The sequence below is a fragment of the Thermus islandicus DSM 21543 genome (assembly GCF_000421625.1).
In the GTDB taxonomy this organism is placed as follows: domain Bacteria; phylum Deinococcota; class Deinococci; order Deinococcales; family Thermaceae; genus Thermus; species Thermus islandicus.
Genome location: NZ_ATXJ01000004.1, coordinates 33,129 through 53,447, shown reverse-complemented (window position 1 = coordinate 53,447; position 20,319 = coordinate 33,129). Strand labels below are relative to the sequence as shown.

21 protein-coding genes are annotated in these 20,319 nt (G+C 67.7%); 11 read left to right on the top strand and 10 right to left on the bottom strand.

What is annotated here, in order from left to right:
* The first annotated feature begins 18 nt into the window (after positions 1–18).
* The 6 genes from H531_RS0105490 to H531_RS0105465 all read left to right on the top strand — a co-directional run bounded on the left by H531_RS0105490 (position 19) and on the right by H531_RS0105465 (position 3,684).
* Positions 19–1,092: a bifunctional 3-deoxy-7-phosphoheptulonate synthase/chorismate mutase gene (locus H531_RS0105490; RefSeq protein WP_022798359.1), complete on the top strand. Its 1,074-nt coding sequence runs from the start codon at positions 19–21 to the stop codon at positions 1,090–1,092.
* A 6-nt stretch (positions 1,093–1,098) separates the two neighbouring features.
* Complete coding sequence (locus tag H531_RS0105485) at positions 1,099–2,046, top strand: 4Fe-4S dicluster domain-containing protein (protein ID WP_022798358.1); 948 nt, start codon at positions 1,099–1,101, stop codon at positions 2,044–2,046.
* 24 nt (positions 2,047–2,070) lie between these two features.
* On the top strand, positions 2,071–2,283 hold the full coding sequence (locus tag H531_RS14755) for an FAD-dependent oxidoreductase (protein WP_022798357.1): 213 nt from the start codon (positions 2,071–2,073) through the stop codon (positions 2,281–2,283).
* A 214-nt stretch (positions 2,284–2,497) separates the two neighbouring features.
* Positions 2,498–2,944: an FAD-binding protein gene (locus tag H531_RS14750; RefSeq protein WP_022798356.1), complete on the top strand. Its 447-nt coding sequence runs from the start codon at positions 2,498–2,500 to the stop codon at positions 2,942–2,944.
* Between the two features lie 9 nt (positions 2,945–2,953).
* Positions 2,954–3,346 (top strand): methylmalonyl-CoA epimerase, encoded by a 393-nt coding sequence (gene mce, locus H531_RS0105470; protein ID WP_022798355.1) that lies wholly within the window; start codon positions 2,954–2,956, stop codon positions 3,344–3,346.
* Positions 3,346–3,684 (top strand): VanZ family protein, encoded by a 339-nt coding sequence (locus tag H531_RS0105465; protein WP_028490666.1) that lies wholly within the window; start codon positions 3,346–3,348, stop codon positions 3,682–3,684. Before mce ends, H531_RS0105465 begins: the two co-directional genes overlap by 1 nt.
* On the opposite strand, the gene H531_RS0105460 is transcribed toward H531_RS0105465, so the two are convergent.
* From H531_RS0105460 to H531_RS0105430, 7 genes are all read right to left on the bottom strand, one after another.
* A complete protein-coding gene (locus H531_RS0105460) occupies positions 3,638–4,321 on the bottom strand; it encodes an SDR family NAD(P)-dependent oxidoreductase (protein ID WP_022798353.1) in 684 nt (227 codons plus the stop codon). The two genes, H531_RS0105465 and H531_RS0105460, sit on opposite strands and share 47 nt — an antisense overlap.
* Before the next feature lie 4 nt (positions 4,322–4,325).
* Positions 4,326–5,303 carry a hypothetical protein gene (locus H531_RS0105455; protein WP_022798352.1) on the bottom strand — a complete coding sequence of 326 codons (978 nt, stop codon included), beginning with the start codon at positions 5,301–5,303 and terminating at the stop codon, positions 4,326–4,328.
* Entirely contained in the window at positions 5,300–7,777 is a 2,478-nt protein-coding gene (locus tag H531_RS0105450; RefSeq protein WP_022798351.1) for a hypothetical protein, read from the bottom strand. The genes H531_RS0105455 and H531_RS0105450 overlap by 4 nt, the downstream gene beginning before the upstream one ends.
* A complete protein-coding gene (locus tag H531_RS0105445; RefSeq protein WP_022798350.1) occupies positions 7,774–8,817 on the bottom strand; it encodes an LptF/LptG family permease in 1,044 nt (347 codons plus the stop codon). The genes H531_RS0105450 and H531_RS0105445 overlap by 4 nt, the downstream gene beginning before the upstream one ends.
* A complete protein-coding gene (locus tag H531_RS0105440; protein WP_022798349.1) occupies positions 8,814–9,824 on the bottom strand; it encodes an LptF/LptG family permease in 1,011 nt (336 codons plus the stop codon). Before H531_RS0105440 ends, H531_RS0105445 begins: the two co-directional genes overlap by 4 nt.
* 39 nt (positions 9,825–9,863) lie before the next feature.
* Positions 9,864–10,277 (bottom strand): hypothetical protein, encoded by a 414-nt coding sequence (locus H531_RS0105435; RefSeq protein WP_022798348.1) that lies wholly within the window; start codon positions 10,275–10,277, stop codon positions 9,864–9,866.
* Between the two features lie 220 nt (positions 10,278–10,497).
* Entirely contained in the window at positions 10,498–12,402 is a 1,905-nt protein-coding gene (locus H531_RS0105430) for a DNA topoisomerase subunit B (protein WP_028490665.1), read from the bottom strand.
* 140 nt (positions 12,403–12,542) lie between these two features.
* On the opposite strand from H531_RS0105430, the gene H531_RS0105425 reads away from it, so the two are divergent.
* Positions 12,543–12,929 carry a hypothetical protein gene (locus tag H531_RS0105425; protein ID WP_022798346.1) on the top strand — a complete coding sequence of 129 codons (387 nt, stop codon included), beginning with the start codon at positions 12,543–12,545 and terminating at the stop codon, positions 12,927–12,929.
* On the opposite strand, the gene H531_RS12830 is transcribed toward H531_RS0105425, so the two are convergent.
* Genes H531_RS12830 through H531_RS0105410 form a run of 3 tightly spaced genes read right to left on the bottom strand, consistent with a single transcriptional unit; the run spans position 12,916 to position 16,111 of the window.
* Positions 12,916–13,704 (bottom strand): TaqI family restriction endonuclease, encoded by a 789-nt coding sequence (locus tag H531_RS12830; RefSeq protein ID WP_033399274.1) that lies wholly within the window; start codon positions 13,702–13,704, stop codon positions 12,916–12,918. The genes H531_RS0105425 and H531_RS12830 overlap by 14 nt on opposite strands.
* Positions 13,673–14,923, bottom strand: coding sequence for an N-6 DNA methylase family protein (locus H531_RS0105415; RefSeq protein ID WP_022798344.1), 1,251 nt, complete (start codon positions 14,921–14,923; stop codon positions 13,673–13,675). Before H531_RS0105415 ends, H531_RS12830 begins: the two co-directional genes overlap by 32 nt.
* Positions 14,924–16,111 carry a glycine C-acetyltransferase gene (locus H531_RS0105410; protein ID WP_022798343.1) on the bottom strand — a complete coding sequence of 396 codons (1,188 nt, stop codon included), beginning with the start codon at positions 16,109–16,111 and terminating at the stop codon, positions 14,924–14,926.
* Between the two features lie 108 nt (positions 16,112–16,219).
* Between H531_RS0105410 and H531_RS0105405 the strand changes: the two genes are divergently transcribed.
* The 4 genes from H531_RS0105405 to pruA are packed head-to-tail and all read left to right on the top strand — an operon-like array spanning position 16,220 to position 20,297.
* Positions 16,220–17,110: a DUF4032 domain-containing protein gene (locus tag H531_RS0105405; protein WP_022798342.1), complete on the top strand. Its 891-nt coding sequence runs from the start codon at positions 16,220–16,222 to the stop codon at positions 17,108–17,110.
* Positions 17,111–17,154: 44 nt separating this feature from the next.
* Positions 17,155–17,802, top strand: a complete 648-nt coding sequence (locus H531_RS0105400; RefSeq protein WP_022798341.1) for a GntR family transcriptional regulator — start codon at positions 17,155–17,157, stop codon at positions 17,800–17,802.
* Positions 17,803–17,810: 8 nt separating this feature from the next.
* Positions 17,811–18,734 carry a proline dehydrogenase gene (locus tag H531_RS0105395; protein WP_022798340.1) on the top strand — a complete coding sequence of 308 codons (924 nt, stop codon included), beginning with the start codon at positions 17,811–17,813 and terminating at the stop codon, positions 18,732–18,734.
* Positions 18,735–18,746: 12 nt separating this feature from the next.
* On the top strand, positions 18,747–20,297 hold the full coding sequence (gene pruA, locus H531_RS0105390; protein ID WP_022798339.1) for an L-glutamate gamma-semialdehyde dehydrogenase: 1,551 nt from the start codon (positions 18,747–18,749) through the stop codon (positions 20,295–20,297).
* The last annotated feature ends 22 nt before the right edge of the window (positions 20,298–20,319 follow it).

Sequence of the window (20,319 nt, the reverse complement as noted above, 5' to 3'; positions counted from 1 at the left end):
TAAGGCCTAAAATAGCCCATGGACGAGCGGATTCTCGCCCTGCGTAAGGAGGTGGACCGGGTCAACCGGGAGCTCCTCAGGCTCCTTTCCGAGCGGGGCCGACTGGTGCAAGAAATCGGCCGCATCCAGACGGAGCTGGGCCTCCCCCACTACGACCCCAAGCGGGAGGAGGAGATGCTCGGTTACCTCACCCGGGAAAACCCGGGACCCTTTCCCAACGAGACCATAAGGAAGCTCTTCAAGGAAATCTTCCAGGCGAGCCTGGACCTCGAGGAGCGCCAGGACCAGAAGCGCTTCCTCTACTCCAGGAAGCACAAGCCCGAGCCCACCCGGGTCCGGGTGGGGGACGTGGTCTTTGGGGAGAAGCCCCTCCTCATCGCCGGGCCCTGCTCCATTGAGAGCGAGGCGCAGATCCTGGAGACGGCCCGCTTCCTTGCCGGAAAGGGGGTGCGGGTCCTGAGGGGCGGGGCCTTCAAGCCCAGGACGAGCCCCTACGGCTTCCAGGGCCTCGGGGTGGAGGGGCTTAGGCTCGGCCGCAAGGCGGCGGACGCCTTCGGGATGGTCTTCGTCACCGAGGTGATGGACACCCGCGACGTGGAGGTGGTGGCGGAGTACGCCCACATCCTCCAGATCGGGGCCCGGAACATGCAGAACTTTGCCCTCCTCAAGGAGGTGGGAAGGGCGGGGAGGCCCGTCCTCCTCAAGCGGGGGCTTGCCGCCACCATGGAGGAGTGGTTCTACGCCGCCGAGTACATCCTCGCCCAGGGGAACGAGCAGGTGATCCTGGCGGAGAGGGGAATCCGCACCTTTGAGCGCTGGACGAGGAACACCCTGGACCTCTCTGCCGTGGCCCTGGCCAAGCAGGAGACCCATCTCCCCGTGGTGGTGGACGTGACCCACGCTGCCGGGCGCACGGACCTCCTGGCGCCTTTGGCCCGGGCCGCCCTGGCCGTGGGGGCGGACGGGGTCCACGTGGAGGTCCACCCCAACCCCAAGGTGGCCCTCTCCGACAACCAGCAGCAGATGGACTTCGCCCAGTTTGAGCGCTTCCTCGAGGCCCTCCGCGACCTCCTCGGGGCCGCCAGACCCTAGGCCGCCATGGGCTTGCTGGACAACCTCCTGAGCGCCTTCCTCAAGGCCACGGACCCGCGGCCCCGCTACACGGAAAGCCGCTGCCTCCTCTACAAGAACAGCGTGGGGGGGTGCGACCGGTGCCACCAGGCCTGCCCCAGGGGGGCGGTGCGGCTGGAGGGGTGGCGGGTGGAGCTGGACGAGGTTTTGTGTACGGGGTGCGGCCTCTGCACGGGGGTCTGCCCCGGCCTCGCCCTGGAGTACCCCCTGGGGGCCATCCAGGAGGCCCTGATCCGGGGGAAGGGGAAGCTTAGGTGCTCCCGGGCCGAGGGAAAGGGGGAGGAGGTCCTCTGCCTGGGGCGGCTCACCCCCGGGCTCCTCGCCGAGGCGGGAAGCCGGTTCGGGAAGGTGGTCCTTGCCCGGGGGGACTGCGCGGGCTGCAAGATCGGGGGGGCTTCCGTTCCCGAGCACCTGGCGCGGATGGCCGAGGAGGCGAGGCGCTACCATCCCGTGGAGGTGGAGGTGGTGGAAGGGGCGCTTCCGGGCGAACCCGTGGCGCGGCGGGAGCTCTTCCAGGCCCTCCTGGGGAGCGCCAAGCGCACCGCCGCCGACCTCCTCCCCGAGCTTCCCCTGCCCGGCCTCGAGGCCGAGGGGGAAAGGCCCCTGCCCCCGGAGCTCCGCCTGCGGCGCCTCGCGGCGGACCGGGCTTCGGAGGTGCGCTGGCCCCGCATCCGGGTGGAGGAGGGGTGCACCCTCTGCCCGGTCTGCACCAACGTTTGCCCCACGGAGGCGGTCCAGCGGGTAAGGGAGGGGGAGGAGTACGCCCTCTACCTCAGGGTGGAGGCCTGCACGGGCTGCGGGGCCTGCGTGGCGAGCTGCCCGCCCCAGGTGATCCGCCTCGAGGAGGCCAAGAAGGAGGAGGTGGGGAAGGAGCTGGAGCTCTTCCGGGGCCGGCCCCCCTGGTACGACCTCTGAACCCGGTATACTCTTCCCCAACCTATGGACGCGGACGCCGTCGTGGTAGGGGGCGGCCTCGCTGGCCTGGTGGTGGCCACGGAAGTGGCGGGGCGGGGAAGGAGGGTCATCCTCCTGGAGCAGGAGCCCCATCTGGGGGGGCAGGCCTTCTGGTCCTTCGGCGGGCTTTTCCTGGTGGACTCTCCGGGACTCCCTGGAGCTCGCCCGGCAGGATTGGTTCGGCGCGGCGGGCTTTGACCAAGAGGACCTCTGGGGTCGCCGGTTCGCCGACACCCCCATCTGGACGGCCCACGGGATCCGCATCCTCCCTGGACCCTCCGGACGCCACGGGGAGAAGGCTTCCCCCGCCCCTCTTCCCCGGGTTTGACGCCCTGGAGACCCTGCGCCACCTACCCGCCTTCTTGGACCCGCGGCTCCGGTACGGGCTTTCCTGGAGCGGGGGAAGGACTTAGTGGTGGCGGAGAGCCTCTCCGAGCTCATGCGGAGGATGGAGGCCCTGGCGCCCGGGGTCCTGGACCCGGTGCGGCTGGAGCGGGAGGTCCGGGCGAGGGACCTGGAGTTCCTCAACCCCTTCGCCAAGGACGCCCAGGTCCTGGCCCTTTGGGGCTTCCGGCGCTACCTGGGGGACCGGCTCATCCGGGTGGCCCCGCCCGGCCCCCTCCTGGACCCCAAGGGGGGGCCCCTGGTGGCGGTGCGGCTTTGGACCCTGACCCGGAAGACCCTGGGAGGGATCCAAACCGACCTCTTGGGCCGGGCCCTTAAGCCCTCGGGCGAGCCCTTGGCGGGGCGGAGAGGCGGCAGGGTTTGGCGGCGGGGGGATGCACGGCTACAAGGCCCTCGAGGGCACCTTCCTAGGGGGGTGCCTCTCGGGCGGCCCAGGGGGTGCTGGAGGGGCTAGAATAGCCCCATGCGGCTGCACCACGTGGGCATCGCCGTGGAGGACCTGGAGGAGGCCAAGGCCCGGTACCTTCTCCTAGGCTACCGCCTCCTGGCCGAGGGGGAGGTGGCCTCCCAGGGGGTGCGGGTGGCCCTCCTTAGCGGGGAAGGGGAGGCCCTCCTGGAGCTCCTCGCCCCCTTAAGCCCCGACACCCCCGTGGGGCGGTTCCTCGCCAGGCGGGGCCCCGGGCTCCACCACCTGGCCTTCGCCACCCCCCGCATAGAGGAGGCCCTTGCCCGGCTTAAAGCGGAAGGGGCGGGGCTCATAGACGAGGTCCCCCGCCCGGGTTTTGGGGGGCACCGGGTGGCCTTCGTCCACCCCTCCTTCGGCCTGGGGGTGCTTTGGGAGCTCGTGGAGGCCTAGTGCGCCCCTTCTTCCTCTTCCTGGCCCTCTCCTGGATGGGCGCCCTATGGTGGCTCTCCGACCGGCCTACCCCTGGGGGCGGGCTTCCCCACCCCTGGGACAAGCTCGCCCACTTCCTGGCCTACGCCCTTTTGGGAGCCCTTTGGCGGCGGGGCCTTTCCCGCTTTGCCCCGGCCTTTCTGCTTTCCGCCCTCTACGGCGTGGTGGACGAGGGGCACCAAAGCTTCGTCCCCGGGCGGGAGGCCTTCGGCCTGGATCTCCTCGCCGACTTCCTCGGGGCCTACTTTGGGGCTAGAGGGGCGGGTAGATGGGAAGCTCCAGAAGGCGACCGCCCCTAGCCCCGGCCGCCTGGACCACCATCGCCGCCACCAGCTCGGGGGCGATCCAGCGGGAGAAGTCGGCCTCAGGCATGGCCTTGCGGTTGGCCTCGGTGTCCAGGGGGCCCATGGGGTAGACCAGGAGGAAGCGCACCCCCTCCACCTCGCCCTGAAGGGACTTGAGCAGGCTCGCCAAGGCGGTCTTGGCCATGGTGTAGAGCGCCCTTCCGGGGCCTATGCCCGTCCAGGCGGGTCCGGCGGCGAAGGCGGCAAAGAACCCCTCCCCCCGCCCCTCGAGGTAGGGGAGGACGGCCTTGAGGAGGTTGTAGGTGGTGCGGAGGTTCAGGTCCAGCATCCAGTCGTAAAGCCCCGGGTCCGAGTCCAAAAAGCGCCCGGCGGCGAACCCGCCCACGGTGTGCACCACCCCGTGGAGGGGGGCCTCCTGCTCCACGAAGCGGGCCAGGGCCAGGGCCTCCTCCGGCTTGGTGAGGTCGGCCACGAAGGTCCTGGCCCCCACGGCCTCGGCCCTTTCCGCCATGCGCTCCGGGCGGGGGTCGGAGAGGAAGAGCCGGGCCCCCGCCCGGTGGAAGGCGGGGATGAGGGCCCGCGCCAGGGCCCCCCCGGCCCCGGTGATGAGAAAGGCCTTTCCTTCCAGCATGGCCTCATTGTACGGGGAGGAAGGCCAAGGCTTTGGGAGCGAAGTCCAGGGAGGAGGTGGCCACCCTCTGGGGCGGGGAGGGGACGAGGTCGTACACGGAAAGCAGGGTGCCCGCGGCCAGGTAGAGGTACCCGTCCTGGCCCACCAGGCCCGCGGCGAAGGTGGTGAAGACCTCCTGGGGCCCCGAGTCCCGGGGCTCCAGCACCTGGAAGCCTTGGCCATAGACCCCCAGGCCCACCGCCGGGTCCAGGGCCAGGCGGGCCTCCCCCGGAAAGTCCCCGAGGACCTTGCGGCTTGAGACCCCCTCCCCCTGGAGGGCGTAGAAGCGGACCTCGGTGGGGGTGGTTCCGAGGCCCAGAAGCCGTCCCTGGCCGTCTGCCCTCAGGTCCAAGGGGGTCTGGAGGGGCGGGTCCAGGGGCTTCTCCAGCCTGGGGGTGGCGCCCGGGTCCTGGGCCGGGCGAAAGCCCAGGACCGCCGGGGTCAGGTAGGCCAGAAGGTCCAGGCCCCCCTGGGGCAGGAGGGCAAGGCGCAACGCGGGGTCCAGGCCCGTGAGGTCTGCCTCCTGGGGGGGTCCGGGATCGGGAAGCCCTAGGAGGAAGGCCTTCTGCGCCCTGGGGCAGTGGACCAGGAGCCGGTTCTGCCCCAGGCGCAGGTAGCCCCCGGTGCAGTCCGCAGGCAAGGCCTGGACTACGAGGAGGTTCTTTGGGACGGAGGTCTCGGTGAAGCCGGAGGTGGGGTAGGCCTCGAGGCGGTCGGCAAAGAGGAGGTAGAGCCTCTGGAAGGCGCCCGCGTAGGCCAGGTCCTGGAGGCCCGGGGCGGACCAGGTGGCCACGGGGGAGGCCGCGCCCCCTTGCTGCAGGTCCCTCGCCCGGAAGAAGCCCACCTTCTCCCCGCTCCCCGCGGCCACCAGGGCGGGGAGGGAGGGCTCCTGGCTCCCCGTGCAGGCGGCAAGGAGCAGAACCAAGGGCCAGAGCTTTTTCACGGCGCACCTCCCAGCTTCACCCCCTCCTCGGAGAGGAGAAGGCCCGCCGCCTGGCCCCCGTAGAGGAAGGCCAGGCCGAAGCTTCCCTTTCCCGCGTCCAAGGTGACCCGTAGGGCCCAGCAGCAGCGGTCCAGCACCAGGATAAACCGGGGCTTGAGGGGTTCCCCGGGGAGGTTTTGGGTGAGGAGGGCGGAGAGGTGGAGGCGGGTGTTCTCCCGCCCTAGGAAGGTAAGGGTGGGGCCGAAGTTCCTGAGGGCGAGGGCGTAGCCTTCAGGGCTTGAGGGCTTGCGGGTGTAGGTGAGGCTTCCCGAGAAGGCGAGGCCAGGAAGGGCGTTCTCGCCGTTCTCGTCCGGCGGGGTGGGCCCCCAGAGCTCGGCGCCACCGGAGAAGGTGAGGTCCTTGAGGTAGGTTTCCCGGTCCTCCACCTCCGGCAGGTGCAGGTTGGCGCTCAGGCGGAAGCCCACCTCGGGGAGGGCCTGGCTGAGGGCAAGGCGCAGGTTTGTCCCCCGGAACCCCTCCTGGTAACGCCCGGTGAGGGAAAGGTCCCAGAGGGGCTCTGGAGGGGTCCCGAAGCGGAGGCCTGCCTGGTAGGCGAGGCCCTGGGGGTCAAGGCTCGCCTGGAAGGAGAGGCTCCTCGGTCCCAGGATGGCCTGGGCGGAGAGCTGGGAGAGGCCCTTGGGCCAGTCCCGGCGGGCCTGAAGGGTGTAGGCGTCCTGGCCTTCCCGGAAGGCCAGGCTGAGGTTCGTGTCCAGCGCCCCCTCCCCGTTCAGGCCCTGGCGGTGGGCGAGGTTGAGGCCTCCCGCGGGGAGGGCGTAACTCCCCTGGAGGAGGAGGGGGTCAAAGAGGGCCTTGGGGTGGTCGTAGCGGAGGCTGGCCTTCAGGGCAAGGGGATAGGGGGTGAGGCCTACCTCGGCCTGGGTTTCCAAGGGGCCCCCTCCCTCCAGGTCGCGCTTGTGGTAGACCCTGAAGGCGTACCCCTGGTCCTGGAGCCGGGCCTCCCCCTCGAGGGGTAGGTACTTTCCGCCCTCCAGGTCCCGGCCCCCCTTGAGGGAGAGGGCGAGGGGCCTTTCCTGGAAGCCCAGGCCCAAGGTGGCCTGGTGGGTCCTGCGGCTGGGGAGGGCCTCAAAGCGGAAGGGGCTTTCCCCCTCTTGGACGCTCCTCAGGTAGCCCGCCTCCAGGCTCACCCCCCCAAGGGCTTGGCGAAAGGCCAGCCGGGTGGTCCAGTCCACCTGGCGCTCGTGCTCCCCCGTGGGGTTTTGCGTGGTGTAGTAAAAGCCCCGGAAGCGGTTCTCCCCCTGGAGGCTGGCCCCGGGCCAGGGGGAGAGGGCGAGGCCCTCGCTGTGGGCGAGGAGGGCCCGGCCCGCCTCGGCGTAGGGCCCTAGGGCCCGGGCGGAGCGGTTTAGGGGGTTGGTCTCCGCCAGGTAGCGGCCCACCTGGAGGCTTCCCTGGAGGCTGAAGGGGCCTTCCCTCAGGGTGGGGCTTTGGACCTCCAGCTCGGGGAGGCGCTGGAGGGTGCGGGGCGGGGGGGTGGCGGGGTCATGGTCCAGGAAGCCCTCCAGCCTCAGGGCGTAGCGCCAGTCCTCGGGCCTCGGGGCCCCCGGGGAGAGGGCCTCGAGGCGGAAGCGGGTGAGCCTCTCCCGGGTGTCGTCCCGCTCCACCAGGGCCGAAACCGCAAACTCCGCCCGCTTTAAGCCATACTCCCCCCGGTACTGGAAGGTATCCGGGGGGGTGTGCAGGAAAAAGTAGCGCTCCTTGGCCTCGCCCACGCCAAAGTGGTCAACGCCGAAGCCGTAGCCCCGGCCTTGGTAGTAGCCGAGGAGGGCGTACCCGAGGCCGAACTCGGCCACATAGGGGAGGGCCGCCTTCAGGTAGAGGCCCCCCGCGTCCTGCCCAGCCTCCAAAAGGGGCCGCCGCTCGGAGAGGAAGAGGAGCAGGACGGGGAGCTCCAGGACGGGTTTCTCCTGGAGGAGGAGGACCACCCCCCTCGCCACCACCCGGTCCCCGGGGTAAAGGACGATCTCCCTGGCCCGGAAGGCGTAGTCGGGCACCTCCTGGCCGCACCCGAAGCAGGGGGTGGCGTACCCCTCCTTGAGGAGGATGGCCCCCGCCACCCGTTGGCAGAGGGGTCCGGTGAGGAGGAGGTCCTTGGCCTCTATCCGCACCTCCAGGGCGTCAAAGCCCTCGTCCGAGAGGTCCACCTGAAGCTCCTCCGCCTGGATGAGGCGCCCCTCCTTGTCCCGATAGCGCACCTTTCCGGAGAGGAGAAGGAGCTTTCTCCCGCGGAGGTAGACCACCCTCTCCGCCTCCAAAGCCTCCCCTTCCCGCGTAAGGCGCACGGGGCTTCCCGAAAGCACGAACACCTCCTCGCCCCCTTCCTCCCGAAGCTCCAGCTTCTCCGCCTCCAGCACCTTGAGCACCCGCTCCTGGGCCAGGGCGGGAAGGAGGCAGAAGAGGAGGGCGAGAAGCCACCTCACCTCCGCCCTCCCAAGAGGAGGAGAAGGCCCAAAAGCCCGTAAAGCAGGTTGGGTCCCCAGGCGGCGAGGAGGGGGGTTAGGGCGTTCTGCTCCCCCATGATCCGCCCTACGCTCCAGGTGGCGTAGTAGAAAAAGGTGAGCACCGCCACCCCCACGAGCCCCAGGCTCCGGCTTCCCCCGAGGAGGTAGAAGGCGAGGCCCGTGGCGAAGAGGGCGAAGACCAGGGCCGAGGCCGGCTCGGCGAAGCGGCGGTAGTAGGTGGTGGCCTCGAGGCCCGCCTTGGCCCCCAGGGACTTAAGCCTCGCTACCTCCTGCCTGAGGGCTCCCAAGCCCATGCGGTTCGCCGGGTTCTGCCAGGGCTCAAAGGTCAGGTCCTTCAACACCAGCTCGCCCCTCTGGAAGCGGGTCAGGGTCCGGGGCCGGTCGCCCTCGTAGGTGACCCGCAGGCCCTCCTCCACCCGCAGCACCCCCTCCTGGAACCTGCCCCGCTCCGCCAGGAGGACCTCCTCCCGGGAGAGGACCCGAAGCTTCCCAATCCGGTCCCCCGTCACCTCCCCCACGTAGACCACCCGCCCCTTAGCGTCTTGGAAGGTGGTCCCCGGGGAGAGGAGGGCGCGGGGCCTCTCCAGCACCTGCCGCCTTAGCAGGTCCTGTCCTGCGGCCAAGGCCCTAGGCACGAGGCCCTCTCCCAGCAGGAAGCCGAAGAGAGCGATCCCCCCGCCCAGGAGGAGGAAGGGGAGGAGGACCCGCTCCCGCCGAATCCCCAGGGCGAGGAGGGCTTTCAGCTCCGCGTCCTCAGCCATCCGGGAGAGGAGGAGGAGGAGGGCGAAGAGGTAGGCCACGGGAGCCCCCCGCACCAGGGCCTCGGGCGTGCGGTAGAGGAGGTAGCGGAGGAGGGTGTAGGCGTCGGCTCCCTTGGCCACCAAGGGGGCCAGGACCTCGTAGACCGCCCCCGCCAGGAAGAGGAGGACGATGGCGAGAAGCCCTCCGGCGAAGAGGCCGAGAGCCTCCCGGAGGAGGTAGCGGTCCAGGGTCTTCACCTTAGCCTCCAGGCCAGGGCGAGGCCCAACAGGCCGTAGAGGGCGTTGGGCAGGTGGGCCAAGAGGGGGCTCACATCGTAGCGGGCGAGCTGGGCCACAAGGGTCCAGAGGACGTAGTAACCAAAGATGAGGAGGACCACGGCCAGGAAGGCCCAGGCCGCTTCCCGTAGGGAGAGGCCCAGCGCGGCGGCGGCCAGGCCCAGGAAGAGGCCCCCCAGGGCGTCCGCCAGGCGGCGGTGGAGGGCGAAGCGGGCCCCGGGCTCCACCTGGCTCCGGGTCCACAGCTCCCCCAAGGGGGTGGAGTCGTACGGGTCCCGGGAGCCCAGGCTCTCCTTGGGGCGGAAGAGGGCGGGAAAGGGGAGGATGCCCTGGAAGGGCCGGAGCCTCCCTTCCTCCAGCACGTACCCCAGAAACTGCCAGCCTTCCCGGTCCCACACCCCCTCCTTTGCGCTGTAAATCCTCCCCTTTTCGTCCACCACCCGAAGCCCGAAGAGGCGGTTCTGCCCCACCTCGGGGCGCACCTCCTCGGCGTAGTAGACCCCGAGGCCCTCCAGGGCGTAGACCTGCTGCCTCAGCACCCCGCTTGGGCCCGTCTCTCCGTAGAGGAGGCGGGCCAGGGTTCGGTCGTAGGCCTCGAGGGCCTTGGGCCTCAGCTCCGCTAGGTTGAAGAGGTCCAGGAGGCTCACCACGAGGGCAAGGAGGAGGAGGGGCTTGAGGAGGGAGAGGGGCGGCACCCCGGCGGCGTAGGCTGCCTTGAGCTCGGAGTGGCGGATGAGGCGGGAGAGCCCTACCAGGATGGCGAACACAAGGCCCAGGGGTAGGGCCAGGCTCAGGGTCCAGGGGAGCCGATAGAGGACCAGGGTGGCGATGGCCTCTACCCCCGCTCCCCGGCTCAGGAGGACGCCGGAGAGGCTAGAGAGCAGGTCAAAGGTGAGAAGGGCAACGAAGAGGAAGACCCCCACCGCGTAGGGCAGGAGGACCTCCCGGAGCACGTACCGCCCCAGCACGGGGGCAGTATACGGGGCGAAGATGAGAAGCGGGGGAGGCTAGGGGTGGGCGATCACGTGGATCACAGGTAGGCCGAAGCGCTCGGCCTGGGTGTGCACGTCCAGCCTGAGCCAGCGGGAAAGCCCCGGGGGGAGGGTGGCCAAAACGATGGCCCGGTAGGTCCCGGTATGGGCCAGGAGCTCCTCCTCGAGGGCCAAGAGGGGGGAGACGTCCCCGGCCTTGGTCTCAGCGATGGGGATGCCCTGGGCCTCGAGGGCCTGCCTGGCGGCCTCGGCCTCCTCCTGGGCCCGCCTTTGCACCTCGTTCTCCTCGTAGACCCAGCCGGGCGGGGGGATGGCGGGCACCAGCAGGACGAACTCGGCCTCGGGGTCTTGCTGCAGGATCTCCCTCAGCTTCGCCGCCAGCTCGGGGCTTTTGGCCGTCCGGTGGGCCACCACCAGGTACCGGGCCATGGGGCACCTCCTTGTCCCTTCAGCGTACCCCAAGAAGGCCCTCGCGCCCTTGGCAGCTAATTTGGATTGAATCCCTTTAGCCTTTTTAACCCCCGCCAAACCCCTTTTGGGGACGGGTTTTGTTGCATACCACTTTACATACCGGAAACCCGTGGTATACTGAAGGAGTCAGACCAAGGGAAGCCGCCTGCGGGCGGCGGGTTTTTTTGGGGCGCGGAGCTCAGATGTCAATTTCCGCGTAGCGGGCGTGCTCCTCTATGAACTCCCGCCTGGGGGCCACCTCCTGGCCCATGAGCTTCTCAAAGAGTTCGCTGGCCTCGAGGGCGTCCTGGAGCTCCACCCGCTTGAGGACCCGCTTCTCGGGGTTCATGGTGGTCTCCCAAAGTTGCTCGGGGTTCATCTCCCCGAGGCCCTTGAAGCGCTGGACCTCGTAGCCCTTGCCCTCCAGCTCCTTCAGCCGCGCCTGGAGCTCCTCCTCCGAGTAAAGGTACTCCACCCGCTTCCCCACCTGGAGCCGGTAAAGGGGGGGCTGGGCGATGTACACGTACCCCTTCTCAATCAGGGGGCGCATGTAGCGGTAGAAGAAGGTGAGGAGCAGGGTGCGGATGTGGCTCCCGTCCACGTCGGCGTCGGTCATGATGATGATCTTGTGGTAGCGGAGGCCCTCGAGGTCAAAGTGGGCCTCCCCGTCCCCCGCGATCCCCGCCCCGATGGCCGCCACCATGGCCCGCACCTCGGCGTTTTTCAGGGCCTTGGAAAGCCCCGCCTTCTCCACGTTGAGGATCTTGCCCCTGAGGGGGAGGATGGCCTGGAAGCGGCGGTCCCGGCCCTGCTTGGCGCTCCCCCCTGCCGAGTCCCCCTCCACGATGAAAAGCTCTGCCTCTTCGGGGTTTTCCGTCTGGCAGTCGGCGAGCTTTCCCGGAAGGTCGTCGGACTCCAGGGGGTTTTGCCGGCGGACGAGCTCCCGGGCCTTCCTCGCCGCCTCCCGGGCCTGGGCTGCCCGGAGGGCCTTCTCGTACACGGTCCTGGCGATGCGGGGGTTCTCCTCCAAAAGCTCCAGGAGCTTCTCGTAGACCACCTGGCTCACCGCGGTCCCTGCCTCGGGGTTTAAGAGCTTCCCCTTGGTCTGCCCCTCAAACTGGGGCTTTGGGAGCTTCACGGAGACCACGGCGTAAACCCCCTCCAGAAGGTCATCCCCTGTGGGCTGAGGGCCCTTCTCCTTGTGGAGCCCCGCCTTTTTCGCGTACTGGTTCAGGGCCCGGCTGTAGGCGGCCTTGAAGGCGGTGAGGTGGGTCCCCCCGTCCCGGGTGGGGATCATGTTGGCGTAGGTGAGGATCTCCGTGTTGTAGCCCTTGGTGTGGATGAGGCCCACCTCCACCTCCACCTCCCCCTCCTGGCCGCGGAGGAGAAAGGGCTTCTCGTAAAGGAGCTCCTCCTCGGCGGCCAGGGCCTTGGCGAAGGAGGCCACACCCCCCCGGTCCTGGAAGACCTCCTCCTTGCCGTGGAGGAGGTCCCTGAAGACGAGCCTAAGCCCCGCCACCAGGAAGCTCACCTCCTTTAGGCGGGCCCGGAGCTTGCTGGGGTCAAAGGCAAGGTTTCCGAAGATCTCCGGGTCGGGCTTGAAGGTGACCCGGGTGCCCGTCTTGCCCCGGGGGGCTTGGCCTACCACCCGGAGGGGTTCCGTCACCTCACCTCGGCTGAAGGCGATGCGGTAGTGCTTCCCCTCGCGGAAGACCTCTACGAGGGTCCACTCGGAGAGGGCGTTGACCACGCTCGCCCCCACCCCGTGGAGCCCCCCGGAGACCTTGTAGGCTCCGCTTTCAAACTTGCCCCCCGAGTGCAGGGTGGTGTAGATGACCTCCACCGCGGGCTTCCCCTCCTCGGGCATCAGGTCCACGGGGATGCCGCGGCCGTTGTCCTCCACGGTGAGGGAGCCGTCCGGGTTCAGGGTGGTGGTGATCTCCGTGGCGTAGCCCGCCAGGGCCTCGTCCACGGCGTTGTCCAGAATCTCCTTAAAAAGGTGGTGGTAGCCCTCCACCCCTGTCCCGCCGATGTACATGGCCGGGCGGTGGCGCACCCCTTCCAGACCTTTGAGCACCTTAATGGCGGAAGCGTCGTAGCTCACTCCCCCAGTATACCATAAACGTCTGGGCCGTTTTTGCCATAGGGAAGAGGTCTTCCATCGCCTCGAGGCGGGCGATGAGTTGGAGGCATAGCAGAGAAACTCCACTTCCCGCCCGGGCCTTTCCCCGGTATCCTGCCCTCATGACCGCCCTGGCTTCCCTTCACGCCCTCCTCGGGCTTGCCCTCCTGATCGCGGTCCCCGCCTTGGCCCTTGTGGGCATGGGGGGCTTCTTCCGTCCCCTGCCCTCCCGGTTCTACGCCCTCCTCCGGGGGGTGGCCTGGGTGGCCATCCTCCAGGTCCTTTTGGGCTTTCTCCTCTTCCTCCAGGGCCTCAGGCCCAAGGACGGCCTCCACCTCCTCTACGGCCTTCTCCTCGCCGCCGGGCTCCACTACTTGGGAGGCTTGGAGCCGGGGGCGTGGTTCTACCGGGGCCTCAAGGACCCGCCCAGGCGCCCCGAGGTCTACGTGGCCTTGGGGCTTCTCTTCTCCTTGGGGCTCGTCCTCCGGGTCTACTTCACGGGGCGGTGAGGGCTTCCCGGGCTATCCTCTCCCAAGGGATAAGCCCGGATAAGGTAGAGGCACTTTTGAGGAAGGCTTCTATGCCCTTCACGTAGCTTTCCCGGAAAATGACGAAGCCGTTGTCCAGGCGTTCTAAGTGGTGCGCAACTTTGGCCCATAGGAGGGGGGTTTCTTTTCTTGTTTTTGCGCGCTCAGCCTTCCGGTTGAGTTCCTCTGGGGTTTGCAGCGTGTAGGGAACTTCTAGAAGCAAAAAGTTGCTCTGCCTTCTTAAAAAGCGGTTTTCTCCCCGGGCCTCGGAACGGTAAGTTTCCTTTTTGATTTGGATACCCGTTGGGGGCCCGCTTGTTTGGATCAGCGCGTCTATCCCTTGAGCATCCAGCTCTGGTGAGGCTACCAAAGGAAGTTCACAAGAGGCGTTCCAGCGGTAGCAAAAATGGAATTGAGTCCAAATAGAAACGGCCGTCCGATAGAGCCTGGCTTCGAAACCGAGGCGGACAAACTCGTAAGAGCACCCCCAAAAGTACTTGCGTATGAATTCGTCCAGGGGCCTCAGGCGCTTTTCCCACCAGAGATTGAAAAAATCTTCGAAACTGGGAAAGTGAAAGGCCTCCCCGCCGGGTTTCCAATAATGCTCGTACAGGTCCGGAAGCGGGTTGAGTTCCTTGGGCAGGTCTTGCTCTACCGTTTTAATGGGGCGGTATTTCTCTTGATAGGTATAGAGGTCCAAATGCCTGAGAAAATGCTCAAAGGCCTCAAGCGCTTTCTGGGCTTGTGTGGAAGCCATATTCCCTCCTCACAGGAAGCCTTTCTAGCATCCTCATCGTCAGGTGGGGAACAAAGTCCCGATAAAGGGTCCTGACGTGCTCCTGCATTTCTTCGGAGTTTAACCATTTCACCAGGGACAAGGGGTCTAGCCTCACGCCCTCCTTGGGCAGGAGGTGGAACTCCTCCCGCCAGGGGTAGGCCCTTTCGTCCCAAGCAGCTACCACCCTAGTCCCCTTGGTGTGGGCTACCACCAGGTGAGGCGTGGCATAGAAGTCCCTGAGCTCCTTGGCCCTTTCCTTAGGCATCCAAAGACCAGAGTGGTTTTTCTCATAGTCTATCCAACCCGGTCTCAGGTTCTTTCCCGTGAGGACGGGCACCAGGCCTGGCCCCGGTTCCCTTTGAACGGCAGGGTGCCTTCTGAACTCTGGGCTCCTCGCGGCGAAGCGTATGTGGAAGAGCTTACCGAGGGGTGTTCCGTAGGCTTCCAGCTGTCGGGTTTCCTCGGTTTCGAAGCGAACCATCTCCCCTCGCCAGTCGGGGTACTGCTCCCAAAGCGAGGGAACGAACTCCCTCCCCTCCCGCCTCGTGTCCCAGAGGGCAAGGCCCCTTCCTCCCCTCCGAAACAGGAGAACCACGGCGCTCACTTTTCTCTTGGGAAAGACCTCGCCCAAGTAGTACACCTCCACCCTTCCTTCCTGGGCCAAAAACGCTCGAAGTAGGGAAAAATCGTCCAAGACGAGCCACGTAGTCGGGACCACGAAGACGAGAAGCCCACCTGGTCTGAGAAGCCGGACGGACTTCTCTATGAAAGCCCCATACAGGTTGTATTTCCCCCTCCAGGTGGAAAGGGCCTTCTTGTAGAGACCCTTGACCTCTTTGAGGACGTGGATGGGGTACTTGCTGGCTTCTCCGACGATACCGTAGGGCGGGTTCCCCAGGATCAGGTCAAAGGCCTCCCCCGGTTCCCAGAGGAGGAAGTCCGCCACCACCCCTTCTGCCCACGGCGGGAGGTCCAGGGCAGAGGGGTCTATCTCCACCCCGAAGAAGCGGTAATCCGTTCCGTGGGTTTCTCGGAAGGCCCGGAGGAAGGGCCCGTCCGCACAGGCGGGTTCCAGCACCCTCCCTCCCTTGGGGGCCTCGGCTAGCCCCACCATGAAGCGCACCACCTCAGGGGGCGTTTCCACCCGGCCCAGGCTCCGCCCGGAGGGCGTGGGAGGGAGGGAAGGAGGGAAGAGCATTTAGTGGATTATACCGAGCTTACGCCCCACCTTCTCGTAGGCCTCGAGGGCCCTGTCCAGCATCTCCTTCGTGTGGGCGGCGGTGACGATGTTGCGGATCCTCGCCTTGCCCCGGGGCACGGTGGGGAAGCCGATGCCCACGGCGAAGACTCCCTCCTCCAAGAGGAGGCGGCTCGCTTCAAAGGCCAAAGGCGCCTCGCCGAAGAGGACCGGGGTGATGGGGGTTTCGCTCCCCAGGGTGTCGTAGCCTAGGCGGGCGAGCTCCCTCTTGAAGTAGCGGGTGTTCTGCCAAAGCCTTTCCACCCGCTCGGGTTCCTTTTGAATGAGCTCTAAGGCCCCGAGAAGCCCCCCCACCACCGCCGGCGGGTGGCTCGTGGAGAAGAGGAAGGGCCTCGCCTTGTTGATGAGGAGCTCCTTGAGCTCCCGCGCCCCCGCGGCATACCCCCCGATCCCCGCCCAGGCCTTGGAGAGGGTGGCCACCTGGACCACGTCGGGGTCCTGGTGGAAGCCGAAGTGGTGGACCGTCCCCTTCCCCATCTCCCCTAAGACCCCGCTTCCGTGGGCGTCGTCCACGTAGACCACCGCCCCGTACCGCCTGGCCAGGGGGACGATCCGGTCCAGGGGGGCGATGTCCCCGTCCATGGAGAAGACCCCGTCGGTGACGATGAGCTTGAGGCCCTCGGTGTCGTGGGCCTTGAGAAGCTCCTCCAGGTGCTCCACGTCGGCGTGGCGATAGACCAGCCGGGTGGCCTTGGTGAGGCGGAGGCCGTCGATGATGCTGGCGTGGTTGAGCTCGTCGGAGAAGACCAGGTCCCCCTCCTGGAGGAGGGCCCCCAGCACCCCCTGGTTGGCGGTGAAGCCCGACTGGAGCACAAGGGCGCTCTCCGTCCCCTTGAAGCGGGCGAGGGCCTCCTCCAGCTCCAGGTGGTAGGGGAAGGTGCCGGCGATGGTGCGCACCGCCCCGCTGCCTGCTCCCCAGCGCTCCAGGTACTGGCGGGCCCGCTCCTTGAGGTAGGGGTGGTTGGCGAAGCCCAGGTAGTTGTTGGAGGCCAGGTTCACCACCTCCCGCCCCTCCACCCGGGTCACGGGCTCCTGGGGGGCCTCGAGGACCCTGGGGCGGATATAGAGCCCTTCCCGCTTAAGCCTGTCTAGCTCCCCTTGCACGCGGGTCCGAAGGTCCAAACCCATGGCCCTATCTAACCCCTTGGGCGCCCGGTTGTCCAGGGGCGCTTGTCCACCCTCTCACAATCTTCTGACCGGCGCGGGCTACCCTAAGGAAGGGGTGGTAGCGGTTCCATGAGGCCCGACCTGCAGGCCCAAGCCGAGGCAGAGCGCCTGGAGCGGCGCGCCGCCCTTCACGAGCTCCTCCACCGCCTAAAGGGCGAGCCCAACCTGCTCCTGCCCTTTCACCAGGCCCTTGCCCTGAGGCCCAAAGGGGAGCACCCCCTGGGTCTTTGCACCATTGAGGTGGACAAGGTGGTGGGCTCGGTGGACCGCTACGAGGACTTTGACCACCGCTTCCTCCCCAAGACCCCCCACACCCTGGAGCGCTGGAAGCGCCTCCGGGCCCTGCAGCTGGAGGGGGTGGAGCTTCCCCCCATAGAGGTTTACCAGGTGGGGGAGGCCTATTTCGTCAAGGACGGGAACCACCGGGTGGCCCTGGCCAAGGCCACAGGGCAGAAGTTCATCGACGCCTACGTCATCGCCCTCGAGGTCCCGGTGCCCGTGGAGGCCTCGGACACGCTGAAGGACCTCATCCTCAAGGCCGAGTACGCCCACTTCCTGGAGAAGACGAGGCTTAGGGAGCTCGTTCCCGAGGCGGAGGAGATCCGCTTCACCACCCTGGGCCGGTACGACCTCCTCCTGGACCACATCGCCACACGGCGCTACTTCAAGGGGCTCGAGGAGAACCGGGAGATCTCCTGGGAGGAGGCGGTGGTGGACTGGTACGAGAACCTCTACAAGCCCACGGTGGAGGCCATCCGCCGCCTAGGGCTCCTTCGGGACTTCCCGGGCCGCACCGAGGCCGACCTCTACCTCTGGGTCATGGACCACCGCTACTTCCTGGCCCAGGAGCTCGGGGTGGACCCCTCCCCCGAGGAGGCGGCGAGGAGCTACGAGGCCCGGTTTGGCCCCCTTTGGAAGCGGCTGGGCGGGGGGCTGAAGCGGCTTTTGGGGGCTCGGTGATGGGGCTTGCCCCAGGCGGCCGGGTGGCTTATCCTGTATACAGGATGCAGACCCTGGGCTTCCGCCGCCCTAACCAGGTGCGCGAGGCGGTCTACCGCCACCTCAAGGACCTCCTCCTCTCCGGGCGCTTCGCTCCTGGGGAAAGGCTCTCCGAGCCCCTTTTGGCCCAGGACCTGGGGGTTTCCCGCACCCCCGTGCGGGAGGCCCTGATGCGCCTCGCCGAGGAGGGCTTGGTGGAGCTTGTGCCGGGTAGGGGGGCGAGGGTCAAGGCCTTCACCCCGGAGGAGGTGGAGGAGGTCTACAGGGTGCGGGCCCTCCTGGAAGGGGAGGCGGTCCGGGAGGCGGCCCTTAGGGCCACGCCCTGGGAGCTTGAGGAGCTTTCAGGGCTTCTTCGGGCCATTGACGAGGTCCCCAAGGAGGACTACCCCGAGCAGATGCGCCGGGACCTGGAGTTCCACCGCGCTTTGGTGCGGCTTTCCGGGAACCGGACGCTTTATCGCCTCTACGAGGACCTCCTCGCCACCCTGGCCCTGGCCCGGAGCGCCCTTCCCACCCTCTCCCAGGAGGAGCGGACCCGGGCCGAGCACCGGGCCATCCTCGAGGCCCTCTCCCGCAAGGACCCGGAAGGGGCGCGGCGGGCGGTGGAGGCCCACATAGAGCGCTTTAAGAGGCTGGTGTTGCAGAGGCTTTAGGAGGCGGGATGACCCTAGACATGGCCTATCGTTCCTTCGTTTTGGGGGTGGCGGGCAACCCTGGGGTGGAGGGGTTTATCCGAAGGCGGGCGCGGGGCCTGGTGCGCCGCTATGTGGCAGGGGAGACCCTGGAAGAGGCCCTGAAGGCGGCGGAGGCCCTGGAGCGGGAGGGCGTCCACGCCATCTTGGACCTTTTGGGCGAGATGGTGCGAACCGAGGAGGAGGCCCGGGCTTTCCAGCGGGGGCTTCTTGAGCTCGTCTGGGCCTTGGGGGCGAAGCCCTGGCCCAAGTACCTCTCCTTGAAGCTCACCCAGCTCGGCCTGGACCTCTCCGAGGACCTCGCCCTCTCCTTGCTCCGGGAGATCCTCAAGGAGGCGGAGCCCCGGGGGGTCTTCGTGCGGCTGGACATGGAGGACTCCCCCAGGGTAGAGGCCACCTTGCGCATCTACAAGGCCCTCCGGGAGGAAGGGTTTTCCCAGGTGGGGATCGTCCTGCAAAGCTACCTCTACCGCACGGAGAAGGACCTTCTGGACCTGCTCCCCTACCGCCCCAACCTGCGCCTGGTGAAGGGGGCCTACCGGGAGCCCAAGGAGGTGGCCTTCCAGGACAAGCGCCTCATTGACGCCGAGTACCTGCACCTGGGGAAGCTCGCCCTTAGGGAGGGGCTCTACGTGGCCTTCGCCACCCACGACCCCAGGCTCATCGCCGAGGTAAAGCGCTACACGGAGGCCATGGGCATCCCCAGGGAGGGCTTTGAGTTCCAGCTGCTTTACGGGGTGCGCCCCGAGGCCCAGAAAAGCCTCGCCCGGGAGGGGTACACGGTGCGGGCCTACGTGCCCTACGGCCGGGACTGGTACCCCTACCTCACAAGGCGCATCGCCGAGCGACCCGAGAACCTTTTCCTGGTGCTGAGGAGCCTCTTGGGAGGCTAAGAGGAGGCGAGCATGACGGTGGAACCTTTTCGCAACCAGCCGGTGGAGACCTTCGCCACGGAGGAGGCCAGGCGGGAGATGCGGGAGGCCTTAAAGCGGGTCCGAAGCGAGTTCGGCCGCCACTACCCCCTCTACCTCGGGGGGGAGTGGGTGGACACAAAGGACCAAATCGCCTCCCGCAACCCCTCGGCCCCGAGCCAGGTGGTGGGGACGGTGGCCAAGGCGGGCAAGGCGGAGGCAGAGGCCGCCCTCGAGGCCGCCTGGAAGGCCTTCAAGACCTGGAAGGACTGGCCCCAGGAGGACCGAAGCCGCCTCCTCCTCAAGGCCGCGGCCCTCATGAAAAGGAGGCGGCGGGAGCTCGAGGCCACCTTGGTCTACGAGATCGGCAAGAGCTGGGTGGAGGCCAGCGCCGAGGTGGCCGAGGCCATAGACTTCCTGGAGTACTACGCCCGCCAGGCCCTGAAGTACAAGTACCCCTCCGTGGAGGTGGTGCCCTACCCCGGCGAGGACAACGAGAGCTTTTATATCCCGTTGGGGGCCGGGGTGGTCATCGCTCCTTGGAACTTTCCCATTGCCATCTTCACCGGGATGATGGCCGGGCCGGTGGTGGTGGGGAACACCGTGGTGGCCAAGCCGGCCGAGGACACGGTGGTCATCGCCGCCAAGGTCTTTGAGATCCTCCACGAGGCGGGCTTCCCCCCGGGGGTGGTGAACCTCCTCCCCGGGGAGGGGAAGGAGGTGGGGGCCTACCTGGTGGAGCACCCCAGGACCCGGTTCGTCAACTTCACGGGGAGCCTCGAGGTGGGCCTCTGGATCCAGGAGGCCGTGAGCCGGCTGGCCCCGGGACAGAGGTGGATCAAGCGGGTCTTCCTGGAGCTCGGCGGCAAGGACGCCATCATCGTAGACGAGACCGCCGACCTGGAGGCCGCCACCGAGGGTATCCTGGTTTCCGCCTACGGCTTCCAGGGTCAGAAGTGCTCGGCGGCAAGCCGCCTCATCCTCACGGAGAAGGCCTACGAGCCTGTCCTGGAGCGGGTCCTGAGGAGGGCGGAGAGGCTCGTGGTGGGCCCTGCGGAGGAGAACCCCGATCTCGGTCCTGTGGCCTCCAAGGCCCAGGAGGAGAAGGTCCTCTCCTACATTGAGGTGGGGAAGGGGGAGGGGAGGCTTGTCCTCGGGGGAAGGCGGCTGGAAGGCGAGGGCTACTTCATCGCCCCCACCCTTTTCGCCGAGGTGCCCCCGGAGGCCCGCATCGCCCAGGAGGAGATCTTTGGGCCAGTGCTCTCCGTGATCCGGGTGAAGGATTTCGGCGAGGCCCTGGAGGTGGCCAACGGCACCGTCTACGGCCTTACGGGGGGGGTCTACTCCAGGAAACGGGAGCACCTGGAGAGGGCGAGGCGCGAGTTCCACGTGGGTAACCTCTACCTCAACCGCAAGATCACCGGGGCCCTCGTGGGGGTCCAGCCCTTTGGCGGCTTCAACCTCTCGGGCACGGACACCAAGGCGGGCGGCCCCGACTACCTCCTCCACTTCCTGCAGATGAAGAGCGTGGCCGAGCGCTTCTAGGGCCGCCCCGGCAAGCCCCTAG